General features: G+C 44.0%; 22 protein-coding genes. 7 read left to right on the top strand and 15 right to left on the bottom strand.

Annotation, left to right across the window (positions count from 1 at the left end; genetic code table 11):
- Nucleotides 1-7: 7 nt before the first annotated feature.
- The 3 genes from IPP74_06060 to tkt are packed head-to-tail and all read right to left on the bottom strand — an operon-like array spanning nt 8 to nt 4267.
- The gene (locus IPP74_06060) at nt 8-1207 is read right to left on the bottom strand and encodes a phosphoglycerate kinase (GenBank protein ID MBL0318837.1); all 1200 of its coding nucleotides are present in this window, start codon (nt 1205-1207) and stop codon (nt 8-10) included.
- Between the two features lie 4 nt (nt 1208-1211).
- Entirely contained in the window at nt 1212-2216 is a 1005-nt protein-coding gene (gene gap, locus IPP74_06055; GenBank protein MBL0318836.1) for a type I glyceraldehyde-3-phosphate dehydrogenase, read from the bottom strand.
- A gap of 26 nt (nt 2217-2242) precedes the next feature.
- Nucleotides 2243-4267: a transketolase gene (gene tkt / locus IPP74_06050; GenBank protein ID MBL0318835.1), complete on the bottom strand. Its 2025-nt coding sequence runs from the start codon at nt 4265-4267 to the stop codon at nt 2243-2245.
- Between the two features lie 147 nt (nt 4268-4414).
- On the opposite strand from tkt, the gene IPP74_06045 reads away from it, so the two are divergent.
- From IPP74_06045 to IPP74_06030, 4 genes are all read left to right on the top strand, one after another.
- Complete coding sequence (locus IPP74_06045) at nt 4415-5227, top strand: ABC transporter permease (GenBank protein MBL0318834.1); 813 nt, start codon at nt 4415-4417, stop codon at nt 5225-5227.
- A complete protein-coding gene (locus IPP74_06040; protein MBL0318833.1) occupies nt 5217-6572 on the top strand; it encodes an ABC transporter ATP-binding protein in 1356 nt (451 codons plus the stop codon). Before IPP74_06045 ends, IPP74_06040 begins: the two co-directional genes overlap by 11 nt.
- Before the next feature lie 8 nt (nt 6573-6580).
- Nucleotides 6581-7246, top strand: a complete 666-nt coding sequence (locus tag IPP74_06035) for a sulfotransferase (protein MBL0318832.1) — start codon at nt 6581-6583, stop codon at nt 7244-7246.
- Nucleotides 7247-7397: 151 nt separating this feature from the next.
- On the top strand, nt 7398-9257 hold the full coding sequence (locus tag IPP74_06030; GenBank protein MBL0318831.1) for a hypothetical protein: 1860 nt from the start codon (nt 7398-7400) through the stop codon (nt 9255-9257).
- A 147-nt stretch (nt 9258-9404) separates the two neighbouring features.
- Here the strand turns inward: IPP74_06030 and IPP74_06025 are convergent, their stop codons facing one another.
- The 9 genes from IPP74_06025 to coxB form a co-directional block, all read right to left on the bottom strand.
- The gene (locus IPP74_06025) at nt 9405-10799 is read right to left on the bottom strand and encodes a threonine synthase (GenBank protein MBL0318830.1); all 1395 of its coding nucleotides are present in this window, start codon (nt 10797-10799) and stop codon (nt 9405-9407) included.
- A 27-nt stretch (nt 10800-10826) separates the two neighbouring features.
- Entirely contained in the window at nt 10827-12320 is a 1494-nt protein-coding gene (locus IPP74_06020) for a carboxypeptidase M32 (GenBank protein MBL0318829.1), read from the bottom strand.
- Between the two features lie 10 nt (nt 12321-12330).
- The gene (locus IPP74_06015; protein MBL0318828.1) at nt 12331-13068 is read right to left on the bottom strand and encodes an SURF1 family protein; all 738 of its coding nucleotides are present in this window, start codon (nt 13066-13068) and stop codon (nt 12331-12333) included.
- Between the two features lie 33 nt (nt 13069-13101).
- Nucleotides 13102-13383 (bottom strand): DUF983 domain-containing protein, encoded by a 282-nt coding sequence (locus tag IPP74_06010; protein ID MBL0318827.1) that lies wholly within the window; start codon nt 13381-13383, stop codon nt 13102-13104.
- Nucleotides 13384-13517: 134 nt separating this feature from the next.
- A complete protein-coding gene (locus tag IPP74_06005) occupies nt 13518-14354 on the bottom strand; it encodes a cytochrome c oxidase subunit 3 (GenBank protein ID MBL0318826.1) in 837 nt (278 codons plus the stop codon).
- A gap of 114 nt (nt 14355-14468) precedes the next feature.
- Nucleotides 14469-14993 (bottom strand): cytochrome c oxidase assembly protein, encoded by a 525-nt coding sequence (locus tag IPP74_06000; GenBank protein MBL0318825.1) that lies wholly within the window; start codon nt 14991-14993, stop codon nt 14469-14471.
- A gap of 114 nt (nt 14994-15107) precedes the next feature.
- On the bottom strand, nt 15108-16049 hold the full coding sequence (locus IPP74_05995) for a protoheme IX farnesyltransferase (protein MBL0318824.1): 942 nt from the start codon (nt 16047-16049) through the stop codon (nt 15108-15110).
- Nucleotides 16050-17645 (bottom strand): cytochrome c oxidase subunit I, encoded by a 1596-nt coding sequence (ctaD, locus tag IPP74_05990; protein ID MBL0318823.1) that lies wholly within the window; start codon nt 17643-17645, stop codon nt 16050-16052.
- A gap of 24 nt (nt 17646-17669) precedes the next feature.
- Complete coding sequence (gene coxB, locus IPP74_05985) at nt 17670-18497, bottom strand: cytochrome c oxidase subunit II (protein ID MBL0318822.1); 828 nt, start codon at nt 18495-18497, stop codon at nt 17670-17672.
- A gap of 305 nt (nt 18498-18802) precedes the next feature.
- On the opposite strand from coxB, the gene IPP74_05980 reads away from it, so the two are divergent.
- Nucleotides 18803-19990 carry a DNA polymerase III subunit beta gene (locus IPP74_05980; protein ID MBL0318821.1) on the top strand — a complete coding sequence of 396 codons (1188 nt, stop codon included), beginning with the start codon at nt 18803-18805 and terminating at the stop codon, nt 19988-19990.
- Nucleotides 19991-20069: 79 nt separating this feature from the next.
- Here the strand turns inward: IPP74_05980 and IPP74_05975 are convergent, their stop codons facing one another.
- From IPP74_05975 to secB, 3 genes are all read right to left on the bottom strand, one after another.
- Complete coding sequence (locus IPP74_05975; GenBank protein ID MBL0318820.1) at nt 20070-20438, bottom strand: hypothetical protein; 369 nt, start codon at nt 20436-20438, stop codon at nt 20070-20072.
- A gap of 347 nt (nt 20439-20785) precedes the next feature.
- Nucleotides 20786-21154, bottom strand: coding sequence for a hypothetical protein (locus IPP74_05970; protein MBL0318819.1), 369 nt, complete (start codon nt 21152-21154; stop codon nt 20786-20788).
- Between the two features lie 166 nt (nt 21155-21320).
- Nucleotides 21321-21875, bottom strand: a complete 555-nt coding sequence (gene secB / locus IPP74_05965; protein MBL0318818.1) for a protein-export chaperone SecB — start codon at nt 21873-21875, stop codon at nt 21321-21323.
- 150 nt (nt 21876-22025) lie between these two features.
- On the opposite strand from secB, the gene IPP74_05960 reads away from it, so the two are divergent.
- Complete coding sequence (locus IPP74_05960; GenBank protein MBL0318817.1) at nt 22026-22682, top strand: Tim44 domain-containing protein; 657 nt, start codon at nt 22026-22028, stop codon at nt 22680-22682.
- A gap of 15 nt (nt 22683-22697) precedes the next feature.
- Complete coding sequence (locus IPP74_05955) at nt 22698-23957, top strand: murein transglycosylase A (GenBank protein MBL0318816.1); 1260 nt, start codon at nt 22698-22700, stop codon at nt 23955-23957.
- The last annotated feature ends 2 nt before the right edge of the window (nt 23958-23959 follow it).

Raw genomic sequence — 23959 nt, 5'->3', positions numbered from 1 at the left:
ATTCTGTTTAGGCTCTTAGCACTGCAACACCGGGTAATTCTTTGCCCTCAAGCCATTCAAGGAAAGCCCCACCTGCCGTTGAAATATAGCTGAATTCATCTTTAAGGCCAGCGAGAGATAATGCAGACACAATATCGCCCCCACCCGCAACCGATACAAGTTGTTTTTCAGCCGTGCGCTGTGCAACAATACGTGCAACAGCAGAAGTGCCCACATCAAAAGGCTGTATTTCAAACGCACCAAGTGGCCCGTTCCATACCACAAATTTTGAGGCCGCGATAACATCACTGATCGTGGCAACCGTTTTAGGGCCAATATCTAAAATCATCGTCCCTGCTGGAATTTTTTCTGCTGATACCACTCGGCACGTCGCTTTATGGACTAATTCTTTGGCCACAATCACATCTTCAGGCAATATAAATCGGCAATGTTTGGTTTTAGCTTTTTCTAAAATAATTTGGGCTGTTGCTAGCAAATCTTTTTCGACCAATGATTTTTCAACTTTTATCCCTTTAGCTAACAAAAAGGTATTGGCCATGGCCCCACCGACCATAATTGCATCGACTTTATCCATCAAATTTTCAAGTAATTCCAGTTTGGTCGAAACTTTAGAACCACCGACAATTGCTAAAATGGGCTTTGAATCTTTTTGCAGGATTTTTTCAAGATTTTCAATTTCTTCCTGCAATAATAATCCGGCGGCCGAAGGCAATGCTTTTGCCAAACCCACGATAGACGCGTGTTTGCGATGCGAGCATGAAAACGCATCATCCACATACAAATCACCTAAGCGAGCCAGTTTTTCAACAAAGGCTGGACTGTTGGCCGTCTCGCCTTTATGAAAACGCAAATTTTCTAGCAACAATACTTCGCCATCTTTGAGTTTAGCCACAGCTTCTTCTGTTGCTGGCCCGATGCAATCAACCGCAAAATTCACCGTTTTTCCACCAAGGCTTGCACTTAAGGCATCCGCTAAGGGAGCCAACGAGCAATCCCGGACAAATTCACCATCAGGCCTACCAAAATGCGACAACACGATTACCTTAGCCTTTTTATGAATGAGGTATTCTAACGTCGGAATGAGTTTTTTAACCCGGGTTAAGTCTTCTATGCGGCTGTTTTTCATGGGCACGTTTAAATCGACCCGGCACAGCACACGCTTACCCCGAACATCAAGCTGGTCTACGGTACGCAACGATTTAGCCATATCGTTACCTTTTTCCGATCAATGCTGCCACATCAAGCATACGATGCGAAAAACCCCATTCATTGTCATACCAAGCAGCCACCCGGCAAAAACGTTTTTGCACAACATGTGTTTCTTTTGCATCGACAATCGCACTATGGGTATTATGATTAAAATCAATTGAAACCAACGGCTCGTGACATACTGCCAATACACCTTTCAGTTCGCTTTCTGCTGCTGTTTCAAATGCCTTTACTAAGGTCTCTTTATCCGTATCCTGCCTTGCCGTAAACGTGAAATCAATTAACGACACATTGGGTGTCGGCACACGAATAGAGGTACCATTTAATTTGCCCGCCAATTCTGGAATGACAAGACCAATAGCTTTGGCAGCACCTGTGGATGTTGGCACCATCGACATGGCGCACGCACGAGCACGGCGTAAATCACGATGCGAGCCATCAACAACATTCTGATCACCTGTGTAAGAATGAATAGTTGTCATGAAACCAACGTCTATCCCTACTGCCTTTTGCAAGGTTTGAGCAACAGGAGCCAACGCATTGGTTGTACAAGAACCGATAGACATAATTTTTAATTCTGGATGGATCACATGATTATTGACCCCATAGACAACGGTTGCCTCAGCGCCATCAGCCGGAGCCGAAATCAACACTTTACGAGCACCTGCCGCCAAATGCTTACCTGCTTCTTCCGATTTAGTAAATTTACCGGTGCATTCCATCACCACGTCAATATTAAGGGCCAGCCACGGTAATTTCGCCGGATCTCGCTCCATAATCACTTTTATTTCCTGGCCAGCGACGCGCAAGGTTGATTCATTCACCACCTCTACTGCAGGAAACGCACCATGCACCGAATCATGTTTAAGTAAATGCGCCATCATTTCAATAGGGCCACTTCCGTTTACCGCCACAATGTGGATATCGTTACGGCCCGATTCAACCAACGCCCTTACCACGCAACGACCAATTCTGCCAAATCCATTAATCGCAACTCGCACCGTCATCGTTCACCTTCCGCTTATCTGATGTTTTATTTTCTGTTTAAAGCTTCTGTTACCTGAGTCACCACTTCTTCGGCGGTAATCCGGAAATATTTATACAGATCCCCTGCTGGAGCAGATTCACCAAAACTTTCCATACCCACAAAAATTCCGTGTGGGCCAATGTATTTGTCCCATCCATAACGGACAGCGGCCTCGATAGCAACCTTCACCGTTTTAGTGCAAAGGATAGAAACTTGATATTCCATAGGCTGTTTATCAAATAACTCGGTTGATACCATGGATACCACCCTTACACCAATATGCTGTTGCTCAAGATCCTGCTTTGCTTTCATGGCAATCTGTATTTCTGATCCAGTAGCAAAAATAGTTACCTGCAATGGGATGTCTTGAGGCGATTCACTGAGGATATAAGCACCTTTTGCCGATTTGTTTTCTTCGCTGTCATGACGTTGCAATGGCAATCCCTGACGCGTTAGTGCCAAAATAGATGGGCCTGTTGTATTGCGTAAGGCAATTTCCCAACACTCTGCCACTTCAACCGCATCACACGGGCGCAACACTAACAGATTAGGAATCGCCCGAAGCGATGCCAGATGCTCAACCGGTTGGTGCGTAGGACCATCCTCACCCAGACCAATAGAATCATGGGTCATCACATAGACGACTCGTTGCTTCATTAAAGCAGATAAACGGATAGCCGGGCGGCAATAATCGGTAAATACCAGGAAGGTTCCACTGTAAGGAATAATCCCCTTATGTAGCGCCATGCCATTCATCGCAGCAGCCATAGCATGCTCACGGACGCCGTAATACATATAGCGTCCGGAAAAATCGTGAGGCTTAATTGCTTTTAACTCTTTGGTCAACGTATTGTTGGAGCCGGTTAAATCAGCCGATCCGCCAATCATTTCGTGGATATGTTTCGTCAACACCTCAAGTGTTTCCCCAGAAGATGCCCGCGTTGCTATCCCACATTTTGTATCAATGAAATGTTGTTTTATATCCTGGACGATTTGCGATAAATTAGCTGGCAATGTACCGTCAAGCGCCTCTTTAAATTCCCGCTTATGCGATGATTGATTTAAACGATGCTGCCAGGCTTCATGTTCGCGCTGGTGGCTTTTGCCAATTTCACGCCATGCACTTAAAACATCCTCTGGTACATGGAAGGGTTCATGGTCCCACGTCAAATTTTTTCGAGTGCCTGAAATTTCGTCTTTACCTAATGGGCTACCATGCGAGGAGCTCTTGCCGGCCTTGGTAGGCGCACCATAAGCAATGGTGGTTTTGCAGGCAATCAGTGATGGTTTATCACTTGATTTAGCTTGTTTAATTGCATCATGAATTGCTTGCGGATTATGCCCATCGATTGCCACGACATTCCATCCACTGGCTTTAAAGCGACCTAACTGGTCATCTGATACCGATAAATTAGTTGGCCCATCAATGGTGATACCATTATCATCAAATAACACAATGAGCTTATTCAACTGAAGATGGCCAGCCAATGATATAGCTTCATGACTGATGCCTTCCATTAAACAGCCATCACCCACAATCACATAGGTACGATGATCAACTAGTTCCTTGCCAAAACGGCTGGCAAGGATACGTTCAGCAAGCGCCATCCCCACCGCATTAGCAAGCCCCTGCCCAAGAGGGCCGGTGGTGGTTTCAACACCGGGGGTATAACCATATTCAGGGTGACCGGGAGTTTTTGAACCCAACTGACGGAAACGCTTTAATTCGTCCAAAGTTACGTCTTCGTAGCCGGTTAAATGCAGCAACGCATAAAGCAACATCGATCCATGTCCTGCCGATAAAATCAGGCGGTCACGATCTGGCCAATTCGAATCTTTAGGATCAAATTTGATAAAATGCTGAAACAACACAGTGGCCACGTCCGCCATTCCCATCGGCATTCCAGGATGTCCTGAATTGGCTTTTTCAACGGCATCAATCGCTAAAAAACGTATAGCATTAGCCATGTCTTGATGGGTGATCGGGGTTTGGGTAGAAGTCTCAGATAAGGATGCTGGCGATAATGTCATAACTCTGCAGGAAATAGGTTGTTTTGCTTGTGAGCTCATACTGTGTGGGTTTTATATACTAAATCTCTCGCTAATACAATAAATTCCGGGTAGGATTTAATAAGATTCATACTTTGAAGTGCGTCTCCTGGTTGAAAAGGAAGGATCATGTTTCGTTCCCTTGTGGAATTATCTCGTATATGGTCGCGTCACCGCCACCTCCTGCTCATGCTGGCTAACCGGCAATTTTTGGTTCGCTATCGCGGCTCTTTTCTGGGCATTTTCTGGACGCTCCTGAACCCGTTATTGTTGCTTTTAGTTTATGGATTTGTTTTCACCTATCTTTTTCCACCCCGGTGGAATGTCGCATCACAACAGCAAATTCCGTTCGCCGTTATTTTGTTTGCTGGCATTATGGTTCATCAATATATGGCCGATTGTTTGGTACGTGCCCCCGGCTCTATCCTTGAACAAACCAGCTTTGTCAAAAAGATCGTGTTTCCCCTGGAGTTACTGGTTCCCAGTTATGTCCTATCCAATCTTACCGTGTTTATGATTCAGTGGCTGTTACTGTTGGTAGCAACGGCGGCCACGTCGCATCAAGTCCATATCGCGTCGATTATCTGGCTGCCTTTTGTTTTTATTCCGTTTACATTCATGATCATTGGCATAAGCTGGATACTTGCCGCCATCGGCGTTTATATACGCGACATCTCCCATATGATGAACCTGGTGATGATGGTGCTGTTGTTTATCAGCCCCGTTTTTTACCCCCTCGATGTTTTTCCAGAGCCGTTTAAACATTTTCTGTATCTGAATCCGCAAACGTTTCCCATTGAACAATTAAGGAATTTAATGATTTTTGGCACAACACCGAATTGGTCTGGCATGGTTATTTATGCCGGCTGTAGCATCGTTATTTTATGCGTTGGATTTATGTTTTTCCGCCTGATGAAGAGGGGGTTTGCCGATGTCCTATAAATTTCCTCCCAGCGATGCTGATGAAGTGCTTACCCTCGATGACATTACCAAAACCTATTTTCTATTTGCCCACCCAACCGACCGCATTAAGCAGTGGCTATTTGGTCCATCTAAAACCTATTACGAAGCCATTAAGGCGCTTCACTCCACGACCTTTTCCGTAAAAAGAGGAGAGACCGTTGCCATTATCGGCAAGAATGGCTCTGGAAAATCAACCCTACTGCAAATCATTGCCGGCACACTGCCCCCCACTTCAGGCACCCTTAAACTAAACGGGAAAATTGCCGCACTGCTTGAACTAGGATCAGGTTTTAATCCTGAATTTACTGGCATTGAAAATATTCATATTAACGCGGCCATCTTGGGATTAACCAAACCAGAAATTGAAGGAAAACTGGATTCCATCATACAATTCTCCGGCATTGGCGATGCGATTTACCACCCAGTTAAAACTTATTCAAGTGGAATGTTCGTGCGTCTGGCGTACGCAGTTACCACAGCAACCAATCCTGATATTTTAATTGTCGATGAAGCCCTGGCCGTAGGCGATGAACGTTTCCAACGTAAATGCTTTGCGCATATGGAAGATTTTCGCAGCCGTGGTGGCACGATTCTTTTTGTCTCGCATTCCATGCCTACCGTTTTAGAATTATGTAACCGTGCTATTTTAATTGATCAGGGCGAAATATTATTAGATGCCTCCCCCAAGCAGGTGGTTTCCCTTTATCATAAATTGCTGTTTGCTCCCACCGAGCATCAACTTAAAATTCGCGAGGCGATTCGTTCGCAAACCGCCGTTAGTGCCGACACTAATTTTTCCTTATTGGCCCAACAGCCCATCGGTGAAACCGTACTTGAATCTCATTTTGATCCGAGTTTGATTCCCGAAACGACTATTTCGTATCAATCCAGCGGTGCGGAAATTCTTAACGTCAGCATTACGGACATGGATGGTAAGCCCGTCAACATGCTCCTACCCCGCCATCCGTATAAAGTTGATTATGTGGTACGGTTTGACCATGTGGCTCCTGGTCTTATGTGTGGCATGATGATCAAGACTAAAAGCGGCGTTCATATTGGCGGCAAATCGACATTAATTCCTACGGATATCTGCCATACACTGGTTGCTGGCTCTCATCTCAATGTCTCATTTACCTTTACCTGCCTGCTGGCTCCCGATATTTATTTCCTCAATTGCGGATGCTCCGGAACGATTGGCCAGGAAAGCACCTTCCTTCATCGTATCGTTGACGCCGCGGCCTTTAAAGTACTCCCCGAAATCGACATTTCTCCCAGTGGAATTGTTGATTTCTTGATTGAACCTTCGTTTACACTGGCTTCTTAAGGGATGATATGTCAATCGATTTTCTAGGTATTGGCGCACAAAAAGCAGGAACCACATGGGTTCATCATCATCTATCCCTTCACCCACAGATCCGTTTTCCCGGAGGTAAAGAAATCCATTATTGGGATAAACAATTTCCGCATCGCTATGACGATTATCTCTCCTTATTTCCCGATCATCCCCCGATTTTGAAATTTGGAGAAATAACCCCTGCCTATGCCATATTACCGGCGGAAATCGTGACAAACATTCACAACACCGCCCCCCTGGCAAAAGTCTTTTTTATCACCCGCAATCCAATTGAGCGAGCCTGGTCTTCGGCCTTAATGGCACTAGAGCGCAGCGAGATGAGGGTTGAAGAAGCGTCCGATCAATGGTTTATAGATCATTTCCACTCTCAAGGCTCACGTCTTCGCGGCAATTATCAGCGTACCATTGATCTGTGGACTCGACATTATCCCGCCGAACAATTCCTATTATTATCCTTCGATGAAATGGTAGGATCCCCGGAATTATTCCTTAAGAAACTATGTGCCTTCTTAGATGTTGATACTGATTTTTTTGAACAGCATCCCCAACGTATCGAGCGCAACAAAATTTTTGCCAATACCGCCTATCCACTAAGGCCAACGTTGCGTCCAGTATTGGAAACATTATACCCTCACACACGATAGCGACTCCCACAGTAAAGAATCATGATCGCTTTAGCCCACGACCCGTTTCCTCATTGCGAAAATGGGAGCACAAGCGTAGACTACGCTTATTAACCTTTTTATTACTTCCTCCTACTAGCATGGGTCAAACCAACATGATATGGTTCAGTTTATGAAAGTTTCACATTCCTTGAATATGACGGCCGTGATGCAAAGCGGACGATATACCCCCGTCGTGATTGGCTGGCTTTTCTTTTTATCATTCAGCTTGCTCATCCAAAGCAGCATCTATGTGAACACTCACTTCTTTGCGTGGAACCTTGGATGGGTCTTTACGTTCCCCCTTTACATATCAACCTTCTTACTGCTGGCACTCAACAAACCGATCAATGACGAAAAAATTGCGTTGATGGTACCCTTTGCCTTACTCCCTTTTTTCTTGCCCTTCTCTTTGCAGATCACACATAATTTAGTGTTGGTGATATTGGCTTTGATTAATTTATTTTTCTTTTGTCTCTTATGCCATTGTTCTTTATGGAACTGGATTAAACGCTCTCCACTTACGATGACTACAGGAGTAAGCGCTTTTGTCGGCATTACGGCAGCCGTGTTCCTGGCATTTTTTGTTCATCATCTTTCTGCACCTTTATTTGCTTTTGCCCTGGTCGCCTGTAGCCTGTTCCGCGCCGAAAGCAAAGAAGCCTTTTACCGTTCTCCCATTGATAGGTATGATATTGCCTACCCTGTCATACTAGGTTTAGCCCTTTTTGGACTTCGCTATTTGGATCCGGTTCTTCAAGGTCATATTCACGGCTATGCCAAAACAATTCCTACTCTTCTTATTTTTACCTATGTGCTTTTAGGTATCGTCGGCTGTTATTTCTATCATGAACGTCCTATACGTTTTGGCTTGGGATTATGCATGATTTATATCATTTCATCCATCCTGCCCTTTAAAGATAACCTGCCATTTGATTCTAATATGCTTATTTTAGCAGGTGCCATCTCGTTAATACTAGCTCTTAAGAACCATGTGTTATTATCGTTAAACACCGCATACGGAAAAGTGTATGTGGTTGAACATCCCGACCTTCATCTTCATATATTAAAGAACGGAAGCATCGTCCACGGCGTTCAATCGCTTGAAGAATCACGTCGAAAAGAACCCTTATCTTATTATAATCGCAAAGGTCCAGCAGGTGACATCTTTTCGTGCCTGCCAGTTGCCCAATTGCCTCAAATAGGAATTATTGGATTAGGGGCTGGCTCCTTGGCCGCTTACGGAAAGGCAGGCCAAACCTTCACTTTCTTTGAGATAAACCAATCGGTTGTTGATATAGCAAAAAACCCAGCCTATTTCACCTTTGTGAAAGACAGTGCAGCCTCCATCAACTATATCATCGGTGAAGGCAGAGAAGAAATCAGCAAAACACCCCCCGCTTTTTTCGATACCTTGATTATCGACGCCTACCACGAAGCGGATTCACCGTTAGAACTCTACACCGCTGAGGCCGTTGAAACCTATTTAAGCGCACTCCAGGATAACGGATTACTTATATTCCATATTGCTTCACACAATACCGCGATGCAGGCCGCATTGGCAAAAATCGGCGAAACACTTAATCTCAAAGGCGCTTTTCGTCGGGACAGTAGCGATAAACGGATGCACAGCAACACCATTGATGTTGCCACCAAAGGACTCATTGCCTTCAAAAAATCAGCCAAACCCACATTGGATGATACCGTTAAATTCTATACGAATCGCATCGATGATATACTGACAAGGTGTGGCGTGCTTAAATCTTCACCGAAGGCACTGGTCCCTTATGTTCATTTTGATTCCGAATGGGTAGTCATGTCTCGTGTCGCCAGCTCAATAGAGCCAGTCATCAAAGAATATCAATGGCACGAACTTCATACCCTTAAGGATTTGCCCTTGCTTACCGATAAATCGATTCGTAAAGCCGCCATTCTTAAAATGTATCAGGATGCCTTTGAACAACTTGTCGCCCATTCAGAAGGTAGCCGCTAGTCTATCTTGAAGAATCCATCCATCGGAAATCTCCGGTATTATGGTGTATCTCGATGGGCGCCTATACTGGCTGTGTCTGTGTTGGCATGACATTGCTTCCACATTCTCAAAACCAATCGTGGTTCTTTTGGGTTCGGTTACGGATGCTTAACGATGATGCGACGATGCAATAAACGATTTCACTGCATCAATGGAATTAGGTAAAACAGTATAGCGCTCCTCACGTTCCATCAAATCACTCAAGAAATCCGGCAGTGGGCTAACAGGCAATGAACCCATTTTTACCGCTTCAGCGAATTTGATTGGATGGGCCGTTGCCAGTGTAATCATTGGACTCACCGGATCGCGGCGGCAATGACGCGCAGACGCAACACCAACAGCCGTATGTGGATCAAGCACCAGCCCCATGTCATGATAGACATCACGCATCGTTTGCAGCACTTCGCTTTCTGAAACAGTCCACGCATCAAATTGTGCTTTTGCTTCCGCTAAACGGTTGGGCTCGACCCGTAATGTTCCGTTTTCGGCAAACACATCCATTAAGTGACGCACAGCATCAGGATTGCGATCATGAATATCAAACAATAACCGTTCAAAATTACTAGAAACCTGAATATCCATACTTGGGGTAAGCGTATGTTTCAACGTTTGACGGCTGTAATCATTCATCTCAAAAAAGCGGTACAAAATATCATTAACGTTGGTCGCCACCACTAATTGATGAATTGGCAATCCCATGCGACGTGCAATCGAACCGGCATAAACGTCCCCAAAATTACCAGTAGGCACCGAATAACCCATCGATACAAAAGGCGCACCCAGTGCAAGCGCTGAATAAAAATAATAGACGGTTTGCGCCATGATCCTCGCCCAGTTGATCGAGTTAATCGCCACGAGCGATTTATCACCTAGGAACGATTGGTTGAGGAATAATTGTTTCACCATAGCCTGACAATCGTCAAAGGTGCCCTCTATGGCAATATTGTGTACATTAGGCCCCGTAATGGTCGTCATTTGCCGACGCTGAACCGGCGATACTTTTTGATACGGATGCAATATATAAATTTTAGCCTGCGTACAGTGCTGACAGCCCTCAATAGCAGCTGAACCCGTATCTCCTGAGGTTGCCCCCAAAATAACAACTTCCTCTCCTCTTTTTTTAAGCACATAATCAAGCAATCTACCCAGCAACTGCAAAGCAACATCTTTAAACGCAAGCGTTGGACCATGAAATAATTCGAGCACCCATTCATGATGCCCAATCTGGGTAAGTGGCGTAATCAGATGATGACGAAATGTTTTATAGGCATCTTCGATAATGGTTCTCAAATCATCTTCGGGAATAGAATGACCGATAAACGGACGAATGAGTTCATAACATAAGTCATTATACGACAAGGGTGCCAATGCAGCGATTTGTTCTGGGGAATAAAAAGGAAGTGATGATGGAATATAAAGACCTCCATCATCGGCCAAACCAGCCAATAACACTCCTTCAAAATCAAGTGGCTTTGATTTGCCGCGGGTACTTACATATTGCATAGTTTATACTCTCTATCTTTATCTATGTTAGGCCAGGTAACGCTTGCGCAGGTGATTTTTATAGCACTCAATATCAAGTGGCTTGCCCGTTACTTTTTCAATCAGAGTATTGGTTGTATAACGTGATCCAAGCCCATGAAGATGCTCTTGCAGCCATTTTCTGAGTGACGAAAATTCGCCTTGGCGAGTCTGTTCAGACAAATCAGGAATGGCCTGTTCAACGGTTTGGAAAATTTGCGCCGCTAATATCGCACCAATGGTATAGCTTGGGAAATAGCCAAACGTTCCATCCGTCCAGTGGATATCCTGCATGCAGCCGTCTTTATTGTCAGGCACTTTGATATTAAGGTATTTGAGCATCCCCTGTTCCCAGGCGTCTGGAAGCTCATCAATGTTTAAATCGCCCTTAATCATATATTGCTCAAGGTGATAACGCAGCAAAATATGTCCCGGATACGTCACCTCATCGGCGTCGACACGAATGAGCGAAGGCTCAACCTTGGTCACTGTTCTATAGATATTGGATGCCGAAAGGGCTCTGCTGGTGCTTCCATATATCTGTTTCATATGCGGAACGGCAAATTCCATAAAAGGATGGCTCATGCCTATTTGCATTTCCCATAATAATGATTGGCTTTCATGAACCCCCATACCCCGCGCTTTTCCTACAGGCTGGCTGCGCCATTCACAGGGAAGGCCGCTTTCATAGAGCGCATGGCCATTTTCATGAATCACTCCATACATGGATGATAGGGGATTTTCTTCATCGTAACGTGACGTAATCCTCACATCACCTGGAACACCACCACAAAACGGATGGGTGCTGGTATCAAAACGCCCGTGCTGGCGATCAAATCCCAGCTTATCCAAAAGGAATTCAGCTAGGGCTTTTTGCTTTTCCACACTGACTTTTTCTTTAAATGCAGTCACTTTATGATTTTTTGATTGATGCTCCAGTACCGACTGCACAAACTCAGGAAGGAATGCTTCTAATGATTCAAAGATCCCACTGAGCGTCTTTTCTTTCATACCGGGGTCATACTGATCAATCAACGCCTCATAGGGAGAACAACCAAAGGCGGCACCTTTTACTTTAGCAACCTCTCGCACGAGATCTAGTACTTTTTGTTGAAGCGGGCGGTAGGTTTCAAAATCATTATTCTTACGTGCTTCTCTCCAGGCATGCTCACAGGTCGTTCCCGCCTTCACAAGCGCTTCTATTAATTTGCTATCGACAATCGTAATATGTTTCCACGATCGTTTCATTTCGCAAAGGTTCGCTTTTTGCCAGGGATTTAATTTTGCTTTATGGTTTTCCGCTTCATCCAATAAACCACCAATATCGGGATCACTTAAAATCGCATGTTCTAATTTTTGAAGTGTCGCTAATTGATCACCTCTAACTTCAGAACTTCCTGGCGGCATCATGACGGCAGAATCCCATTGCAGTACGGATCTTGCACCCTGTATATCATCAATTTTCTTAAAAACTTTTTCTAACGTTAAATACGCTTTGACCATAAATACTCTTTTACGATTTTGGTTGATTGGATTGCTTAGCTTGCTGGCGTCGATAAACCACAAAAATAATCACCACGGCAGCCGATAATAGATACCAGGTAATAGCATATTGTAAATGATCATTACGCACGCGAATTTCTTTATCACCTTTAATATAGCCATCAACCTCCCCCTGTTGATCGGCCTCCTTTATTTCGCGGATATAATAGGGTGGGAATATTTTATTGCTATGTTTTGCCATCGCAGGAATATCAACCCAAAACCATGTGTTCTTATCAATCTGATGGCCAACCGCAACCATTGGCTTTTTTTCACCCTCTAACACAATCCCACGTACCGTATAAGCTTGTCCTGGATTGGGTATCGCTCTTTTTCCCGCATCCATTTTGGATTGCACAACCCAGCCTCTGTCAATCAATATCCACCGCCCATCTTCAAGCTTAAAAGGCGCCAATACATCAAGTCCAGGTTTTCCTCCGGGAATAATGGTCCCCATCCAGACGTGAAATTCTTCGGCGGAAAAAGTGCCCGTAAGCAACACTTCTCGATAAAGCTGACCTGCTAATTGTGCATCGTGAAGGGGTAATGTAGTGAGTGGGGGCCGATGAAGCTGCTCCTGCACCTGTGAAATCAATTTTTGCTTCCACTGCAGCCGAAATACCTGCCATGTGCCCATTGAAAACAATAAAACAAACGCACAGATTGTGGTGATTACCGGCAGCCATTGACATTGCTTATTCTTAACCATGCTTATCCCTTTATCATTCTAAGAAACGCACGCCTATTTATTGTCATGCTCTTTCTCTCTTGGTTGTTGTTGCTCATAGGTTCCGATTTTCCATCGATATTCCATTCCTATGAACAATCCTTTGGCTAATCTAAGAAGTAGCATAGATGCAATGAAGACAAATGGAATCCACAAAATAGCATGCACCCAAAACGGTGGACTATAAAAATACTCCACAAACAAAGCAAGCGTAGTCACCATAAAGCCGACAAGAAAAATAGCTACGTAAGCAGGCCCATCAGCTGAATCTTCACCATTAAATGTCAAACCACACATCGCACAGTGATCAACCCTTCTATACCAACTTCTGAATAGAGAAGCCTTGCCGCATTGGGGACAACACCCGAATAAACAAACTTTCCACAAGGAAGGAGGCGCATTACTGATCATGATTGCTTGAAGCCTATGGCTTAGGCTCCCCAAATATAGACACAGCTAAACAAAAACAACCAGACAACATCAACGAAGTGCCAATACCATGCAGCAAATTCAAGCCCCAGATGGTGATTTTGATTGAAATGGCCCTTAGAAGCACGAAACAGACAAATGGTCAGAAAAATCGAACCAATCAGTACGTGCGCACCATGGAAGCCAGTAGCCATATAAAACACTGATGGGTAGATACCACCCGTAAACTTAAAGTCAGCACTCATGTATTCATAGGCTTGCAAACCAGTAAACGTCATTCCCAAAAGAACCGTCAACAGCAATCCTGTTACCATATCACGTCTCTTACCTTCATAAAGAGCATAGTGTGCCCAGGTCACGGTGGTTCCAGAAAGCAAGAGTATCAATGTATTGATAAAAGGAATATGCCAAGGATCAAGAGGCTTAATGCCTTCTGGTGGCCAGGTTCCCCTAACGATGCTATCATTCTCAAAAATATGGGTAGCGCCATTCAATAATATCTGCGGAAAAAGCGCGGCTTTAAAAAAGCCCCAAAAGAACACGGCAAAAAACATCACCTCTGACAAAATGAAAAGAGCCATACCAAGGCGAAGTCCGTGACGTACAGTCTGATTGTGTGCTTTGTCTACGTGCGCTTCTTTCACAACATCGCGCCACCAAACAAACATGACGGCCAACACCCCCACAAGCCCTAAAGGGCCTATGATTTTTCCAAGCGGATTATTGTGCATAAACAAGACACCGCCAACCATCATCGTCATGGCCGCAAACGCTCCCAAAAGAGGCCATGCACTTGGATCAACCAAATGGAAAGGATGCTTTTTCTCAGATGCACTCATACTCAACTCCTACGTCTTTTTTTTCTAACTTTATCGTTTGCGTATTAACAATCAGTTATCAATGAACGATTCTTCATTAAAACCACCTTGTTGCCGCAAGCACTGATTCTATACTTATTTACCGGAAGCGGTATAAAAAGTATACGACAACGTGAAGGTTTCAACGTCATCGTTATCCTTGTCCTTTTCAATAGCAGAATCTATGTAAAATGTCACGGGCATTTCTACATATTGATGGGGAGCTAGAGTCTGTTGATTAAAACAGAAACACTGGACTTTATTAAAATATTTGGCCGCCTTAAGAGGCGTTACATTAAAGGTTGCCATCCCGGTTGAGGCTTTGTTGCCAATATTACGTGCGGTAAAATAGACGGTTATCGGCTCGCCTGGATGTAATTTTATTTCTGGTTGTTTCGGAGCAAATTCCCACTGTAGTCCTGGCTCTATTTCGCTATCAAAACGAACCGTCATCTCCCGTTGTCCTACTTCTAAAGAGGCAATTTTTGCTTGCTTGGTCGCCCCACCATAGCCTGTTTTTTCACAAAACAAACGATACAAAGGAAAGGCAGCATAGGCAAATGAAAACATCCCTATGACAACACAACCAATGGCAAGAACGACCCTTCCATTCTTTGACATCGTTATCCCTTTACCTTAATCATGGTGACTACAAAAAAAACAACCACCAAGCATAATAACGCAATAAGCATCGCGTAATTTTTATATTTTTGTCGCTTATAGACATCTGGTTTTTCAGGCATGGATATCTCCTATCCAATTCATTAACGGAGCGTCAATAACATGATCTAGCACTAAAGCAAGGAACAACAGGAAGAGATACATGATCGAAAAACCAAATAATTTTTTGGCATCCACTTCGCGATCATGTCTATAGACCTTATAGCTGAGTTGAATAAAGCGCAAACCCAAAACGGTTGCCATGATGAGGTACAACATACCGGAATGACCTAACCATGACGGGACCAATGTGATTGGAATCAACAGCAATGTGTAGATCATGATATGGTTCTGCGTTACTCTGCGGCCCCTGACAACAGGTAGCATCGGTATATTAGCCTTGGTATAATCACCGGCCCGAAACAAGGAAAGCGCCCAAAAATGAGGTGGCGTCCACATAAAAATAATCAAAAACAAAATAACGCTATCAACTGAAATACTTCCTGTAATGGCAGCCCAACCTATCATTGGTGGGAAAGCTCCAGCTGCACCACCAATCACAATGTTTTGTGGAGTCTTGCGTTTTAACCACATGGTGTAAATCACGACATAATAGAGAATAGCGGCAGCCAAAAGTGCAGCAGCCACATAATTTACCACAACCAGCATAAGAAAAACGCTTGCTGCAGATAAAAACACACCAAAATGCAGCGCTTCCGCAGGGGCAATTAATTGCTTTGGAATGGGCCGTTGTGATGTTCGCTGCATAATCGCATCAATATCGCGATCATACCACATATTGATGGCACCAGCTGCCCCCGATCCCATGGCAATACACAAGATGGCAATCAGGGCGATAAACGGGTGAACCTGCCCAGGAGCCACCAACATTCCACATAAACCGGTGAATATCACCAGTGACATCACCCTTGGCTTAAGCAAAGCCATATAATCACGCACCCGTGATGGGTAGATGTCCATAGACGCTCGCGGATAATCGATTGCTGACTGTTTCATCTATTTTATTTTTGGTTGCTCATCAAACGTATGGAAAGGAGGAGGAGAGCTGACGGTCCACTCTAATGTTGTTGCACCTTCGCCCCATGGATTATCTCCACATTTACGGCCACGTGTAATCGTGTAAATAGCGATAAAGACAAACAATAACACACCTGCATAGGACACATATGACCCGATGGACGAAACAAAATTCCATCCAGCAAACGCATCTGGATAATCAGGAATACGACGAGGCATACCCGCAAGCCCTAAAAAGTGCTGAGGGAAGAACGTAAGGTTCACGCCAATAAACATAATCCAAAATTGAATTTTTCCTAATAATTCTGGATATTGACGGCCGGACATTTTTCCAATCCAGTAATAGAAGCCGGCGAATGCTGCGAACAACGCGCCAAGTGACATCGTGTAATGGAAATGCGCCACAACGTAATAGGTATCTTGGAAAACGCGGGTGATACTGCTATTTGCCAAGACAACGCCGGTAACTCCACCAACGGTGAACAGGAAAATAAAACCAAGCGAATAAAGCATAGGTGTGTCGAAACGAATAGATCCACCCCACATCGTTGCTATCCAACTAAAGATTTTTACCCCAGTAGGCACTGCAATAATCATGGTTGCTGCTGTAAAATAGGCCAAAGCATTTACGCCAAGACCAACTGTAAACATATGGTGTGCCCAGACCACGAAGCCTAATCCCGCGATACTGACCATGGCATAGACCATTCCCAGATAACCAAATACAGGCTTGCGTGAAAAAGTTGAAACGATCTGGCTGATAATGCCAAAACCAGGAACAATCACAATATAAACTTCAGGGTGACCAAAGAACCAGAACAAATGCTGGAAGAAAACCGGATCACCGCCACCAGCTGGATTGAAGAATGACGTTCCAAAATTTCTATCTGTGAGCAACATCGTAATCGCACCACCAAGAACTGGCAAGGCCAGCACCAACAAAAAGGCAGTGATCAAGACCGACCAAACATAAAGTGGCATTTTATGCAATGTCATTCCAGGAGTACGCATATTGAAGATGGTCACGATAAAATTGATCGCACCCAAAATGGACGATGCCCCAGCCAAGTGAAGGCTAAAAATAGCAAGATCAACGCTCGGCCCAGGGTGTGAAGCCGCCGTACTCAGTGGGGGATAAATCGTCCAACCGGTTCCAGCTCCCTCACCGACAAACGCCGATGAAAGCAACAGACAGAAAGATGTAACCAACAGCCAAAAACTGATATTATTTAAACGAGGAAACGCCATATCTGGCGCACCAATCATAATCGGGACAAACCAGTTGCCAAAGCCAGCCATCAGGGCAGGCATAATCATAAAGAACACCATGATTAAAGCGTGAGCTGTCAGGAATACGTTATAGAGTTGATAATTTCCGTGAAAAAATTGATCCCCAGGCAGCATTAATTCAGCACGCATTGCAACCGAGAAAGCTCCGCCAATCAAGCCGGCCAATATCGAAGCAATAAGATACAAGGTGCCAATGTCTTTGTGGTTAGTTGACAATAACCAACGACGCCATCCCTTTGGATGATGATCGTCATGAGAGGAATGATAAACTGTAGTGCTTGACATAAACGTACCTAAATCCTTGCTAGATTACTGAGTAATTGTACCCGATGAAGGGAGCTGTGCTATTGCCTTACTTGATGCTGGAGCCGCAGCAAATTTCTTTTTGGATTGTTCAATCCATTTAGCAAACTCTTCCTTACTAACCGCATTCACCACGATTGGCATGAAGCCATGTTTAATCCCACATAATTCAGAGCATTGCCCATAATAAGTTCCTGGTTTGGTTATTTTAAACCATGTCTCATTCAGCTTACCTGGAATCGCATCCATTTTAATAGCAAAGGCAGGGATGGCCCAGCAATGGATTACATCTGCTGCCGTCGTTTGCAGACGAATGTTTGTGTCTACCGGTAGCACGACAGGATTATCAACGGTTAAGAGACGTGGCTGACCAGGTTTGAGATCTTTTTCATCAACGATATTGCTATCAAAAGACAGGTTGCCATAATCAGGATATTTATAGCTCCAGTACCACTGATAACCAATAACTTTTAATGTCATTTCTGCTTTTGGCAAACGCTCAGCAAAAAACAAAATTCTAAAAGAGGGAATAGCAATCGCAATAAGAATAAAAATGGGGACAACCGTCCAAATAACCTCAATGAGGGTATTATGAGTTGTTTTACTCGGTACAGGATTTTTCTTTTCGCGGAAGCGATAACAGGTAACGGCCAACAGCACCATCACAAACACACTGATTGCCGTAATAATCACCAGCAAATAATTGTGAAAGCCATTCAGCTGAGCCATCAACGGTGATGCTGCATCTTGGAATCCTATCTGCCAGTTCTGTGCAGCGGCAAAAGCATCGACGCTCACAAGCGCAAACGAAACAAACAGCATTGTCACTGCCATCAGCATGAAAAAGACATTCTTACCCTTTACCATGGTATCATCCTTCTATAAACAAGGTACAACTAATGCGGCTTTAAAAGCCCTGCATTCATGCAAGAATACACCACGCAGACCGAATATCAAGTATTCATGCCTGGGGTGGTCCCATTTTATCTATATAACCACTCAGGCAAAATGTAAAGCCGTGATGTTAAAAATTCATCGCAAAGTCACGAAAATTGAAAGGTTTTTCTAAAAGCCAGTGACAATCCATTTTAACCATGCTACATTTTTTTTAGGTCTATATATTAATTTAAGGTATTGCTATGGAAACCGATTTTCTTTTATCTGACGCAGCCGTTACACCCGAAGCGTCATCCCAGCCCAATCAAGTGGATGCATTCGCTGTTTCCGTTAAACGAGATGTTTTCCTCAAAGCCCTGTCTCACATTCAATCCGTCATTGAGCGCCGCAATACCATTGCGATTCTTTCAAATGTTAAGATTGAAGCAATCGGCAGCTCTGTGCAGCTGACGGCAACCGATATGGACCTCACCGTTGTTGAATCGGTTCCAGCGACCGTCAGCAAAGAAGGCGCCATTACCATTCAGGCCCACACCCTTTATGATATCGTCCGCAAGTCTGAAGATGAAAGCATTTCAATCGCATCCTCCGCGAAACAGGGACAAGTCAATGTTTTATCAGGTTCATCTGAATTTACACTCCTAACCCTGCCAGCCAGAGAGTTCCCTAATATTGACACGGCAGGCACTTCACATCATTTTTCATTGCCATCCAGCGAATTCCTTCAGTTACTTGAAAAGACGTCCTTTGCTGCCTCTACAGAGGAAACACGTTATTATCTGAATGGTGTCTATCTCCATGCTGTTCAAGGTGATTCGCCAACATTGCGCACGGTAGCCACCGATGGACACCGCCTCGCTTTAGCTCAAGTAAGCCTTCCGGTAGGGGCCGAACAAATTCCTGGTGTTATTTTGCCACGTAAAACAGTCAATGAATTACGCAAAATTATTCAAGACAGCGAAAAAGAAGTAAAAATTTCTATTTCCCAGTCTAAGATTGTGATTCACGTGGGAGAGCTGGTTATTATCTCAAAATTAATTGATGGCACGTATCCAGATTATAATCGCGTTATACCCAAGCAAAATGATAAAATCCTGGAAGTCAGCACCCAGCAATTTATTCAAACGGTTGACCGGGTTTCAACCGTTTCGTCTGAAAAAACCCGCGGGATTAAAGCGAATCTCCAACAAGGGAAAATGCTTTTGTCTGCCGCTCGTGAAGATAATCATGCCGGCCACGAAGAAATATCCGTCAGCTATGCTGCGACCCCATTAGAAATTGGTTTTAATGGTCGATATTTACTAGACGCCCTTGCGCATGTTGAAGGTGATACGGTTCAGTTCACCATAGCAGATGCGGGAAATCCAATCTTAATCCGCGATACATCCAATGTTGGAGTTTTGTTCGTGATTATGCCAATGAGAGTTTGATTGGCAGGCGCATAAATCGATTTAGATAAAAAAACTCCCCTCCTTGCGGATGGGAGTTTTTTTACAGGGAACTCGCTTATTATTGATTGTTATGACGGTCCTCGTGACGGTCTCTGCGATCCTGGCGTCTTTCGACCCGATCATGACGGCGTTCTTTTCTATCACGATGACGTTCTCTTACATCATGACGAAAGTTTTTGCGATCCTGAGACAATTCTTTCCTGTCTGCAGCTAGCTCATCTGTATTGCCAGCAGCTTTATCAGATCTTAATTCTTGTCTATCCTGCTTGATTTCACGGCGATCATGACGGATTTCACGGTTATCCTGACGAATTTCACGATTATCCTGACGAATTTCGCGATTATCGTGCTGAACTTCCTTACTTTGAGCCATAGCAGGAGCGCCTAAAGCAGCAGTAGCTAGTAATGTAAACAGAATATTTTTCATAGTTTCAATCCCGACTTAAAGTGTTAATTGATAAATCCACATCCATTCTTTGGGCATACCAACCCGAGTAACAGACACAGCTCTCACATTGACTTATAAATTAAATGTCTAGCCAATGGCTTTAACATCATTCCAAAGGCGTCAATCTGACTGGAGTAATACGCACCAGTTCAGACATTCCTTCGCTTCAAGCGTAAAATTATTTTCAAATAAAAACAATAGGTTGTTTTATCTGGCTTTTATGCACCATAAACCTGCAGACACCTTATGTCCTCGAGGCTGTACTGCGTACACATACCCCCACACAAACTTACCCTTCCCGAAAGAAGGGTGCGCTTACGATATCTTTAGTTATGATTTTCGTTTCTTTTGTGAGGATCCTCATGATGTTCATCGCGATGCCCATGACGACGGTCGTGACGAACATGTTTTCTGTGTTTCTTATGCTTCGCATGACGGACTTTCTTATCATGATGACGCTCTTTTGCATCGTGACGAAGCTCTTTGCGGTCTTGCTCAATTTCTTTTCTGTTTTCTGCAACGCCAGCTCTATTACCAGTTGCTTGGTCGACGCGCAGTTGATGCTCATCTATACGAAGCTCGTGTCTATCTTGATTGATCTCACGGCTATTTTTGTGGATCTGATGGTTTTGCGCCATAGCCACATTACTCAAGGCAGCCGCAACGATAACAGTAAAAAGCATTAGCCGTTTCATAGAATTAATCCCACATTAAAATACCGCCCGCATTCATCTCTCCTTAGCTAACACCAACCAGAAACAAACACCCCCTCAAATCACCTTTAATGAATAAGGTCATCTCATTAACAATATCCTAATTATGAGGCATGTCTAACTATTCAGCGAATGCCTGATCAGCGCCTTAAGCAACTTCCTGCCTGTTTTGCCTTTTACGCGATTGATAAAGGTTAGAGAAGTCGATAGGATCGACCATCAATGGAGGAAATCCACCATCACGGGTAGTATCAGAAATAATACGCCTTACGAATGGAAAAAGTAACGTTGGGCAATACACTAATAAGATAGCCTCACGTTCTTCATCAGGGATTTGCTCCAATGTGAACACGCCTGCATAGGTAAGATCAACCAAAAAAGCTGTCTTTTCTTGAAATTTGGCAGACACAAGGGCTTGCAACGCAACTTCAAACGTCTCTCCCTGCAACCGTTGTGCATTTATATTAACCGTTACTTCAATGCGTGGCTGCTCATTAGAAGGACGCAGGCTTATCGGTGAATTTGGATTTTCAAACGAAAGATCCTTTACATATTGGATATTACTGATCACACGTCTTTCTGTCGCATTTTCAGAAGCAGGGTCGCCTGCAATTGCCTCGCTAGAAAATAATCCACCCTGAGCAGCGTCTGATTGCTGATTTACGGTATCAGTAGTTTTTTTGCCTTTTTTGCCCTTTGACATGACGAAAACCTCTATTTATCAACTGTTAATGGTCTTTCAATATAACGTACCTAACATTTAAAGTCAGCTAGAAAATGATGATGGCTATTGAAACCAAGGCCGAATATGATAACGTGTCCACTATCGCGCCCTAAAAACATGGAGCTAAAGATGTCTTCTCAATTAATGGAATTGCTTTTTTTTGCTGCTCTTGCAGCCTTTGTTGCTTATCGCCTTTATAAAGTGCTTGGCCAGGAAGATCCCGAACAAGAGCTTCGTAAGCGCACACAACATCCTGTTAATCCCAATCTAAAACCCACCCAGGCACGCGTGTTTGACCTTGAACCCACCCAGGAATTTATACCCGTCAACATCCCTAAATCCATCGCATCAGTCCTGGTAGACATCAACCAGAAAGACCCCAGCTTTACACTTGAATATTTTATTCAGGGTGCCAAGGGGGCATTCGAAATGATCATCAGCGCGTTTTGTAAAAGCGATGTTGAAACCTTGAGATCGCTCATCCATCCCAAAGTCTTAGCCCCATTCTTAGAAGATATTGAACGACGCAAAGCCGAAGCAAAAACCCTGGAAACAACATTAGTTGCCTTTGTCTCTGTTGACATAAATGATGCCACATTGGAAAATAACAAAGCCCAAGTAACAGTAAAGTATGTGACTCGTCAGATTTGTTTGATTAAAAACGAGAAAGGTGCGATTATATCCGGCAGTCCGTCCGACATTAGCAGACTTGAAGATGTCTGGACGTTTGAAAGGACATTAAATTCCCGCGATCCTAATTGGATTTTAGTTGCAACCAATGCTTAAATTATGAAAACGGCCATGAAATCACTTAAATATACCCTTGTGAACTGCGTGGTAATAATGCTTGTTTGTTCTTGCTCGCCAGAACAGATGAGTTTTCAATTGAATGAATTTAACCAACGGGCCAGCGAACTTGGCACGAATATAAAGCTAAAAACATCATCCTTCTTCGATGGCTTTAAAAAGAAACACACGTTTACCCATCAAACCATGCCCAAGCCGACCACCTTTGAAGCACTAGCCGACTGGAAAGCCGACCTGCACTCAGGTGGCTTGCGAGCTTTTCTCCTCTCGTGCAAGAAAATAGAACAACTATCTCCCGATGCCCCCATTGAACCTAAAAATATCGGCGGAAAAGCAAGCGATTGGCAACCCCTTTGCCAGAAGGCGCGACAACTTGATGATGGCGATGATATAACTGCGGAAGCTTTTTTTGAACATAATTTCACTCCTTATAAAGTTGAAGAAGAAGCGTTCTTCACCGGTTATTATGAAATTTTTATTTATGGCAGCAAGAAACGTCACGGGCCTTATCAATATCCCATTTATGGCACTCCTAAGGATTTAGTTACGGTTAATCAGCCCTCAGAAAATAGCTCTGGTACCGTTCCATTAACCGGCAGGATAGTCGATAATGTATTGCAACCTTACTACACCCGAAAACAAATATCAGAAGGCATCCTTGCCAATAAAAAACTTGAAATAGCCTGGGTTGATGACCAAGTCCGCCTTTTCTTTATGCATGTTCAAGGCGTTGGAACCTTGCTTTTGGACGATGGCGATACCATGCGCGTTGGCTTCGCTGCCAAGAATGGCCATCCCTATACAGCCATTGGCAAAGTACTAAAGGATAAAGGCGAATTAAATGCAGATAGCGTTACCGCACCATCTATTATGAAGTGGCTTTATGACCATCCCGACCAGGCTCAGGATATCATGAATAATAATGCGTCTTATATCTTTTTCCGTAAAACGTTAAGTTCTGGACCTTTGGGTGCCCAAGGTGTACCCATCACAGGCGAAAGATCGATTGCGATTGATCACGATTACATCCCTTTTGGAATGCCAGTGTGGGTTGAAACGGCTATTCCCTACCCTGGGGGGCCTAAACCGTATCATCGTCTTGTCCTTGCACAAGATAGTGGCAGCGCCATTAAGGGCCCGGCTCGCGTTGACATCTTTTTTGGCGCAGGCCAAGATGCCGAGTGGAAAGCTGGAAATTTGAAAGGAAAAGGTAACATATATCTACTAATTCCTAAAACAATTAATGTTAATTAGGA

The sequence above is a fragment of the Alphaproteobacteria bacterium genome (genome assembly GCA_016722515.1).
Classification (GTDB): Bacteria; Pseudomonadota; Alphaproteobacteria; order Rickettsiales; family JADKJE01; genus JADKJE01.
This window is presented reverse-complemented; position numbering and strand designations above follow the sequence as displayed.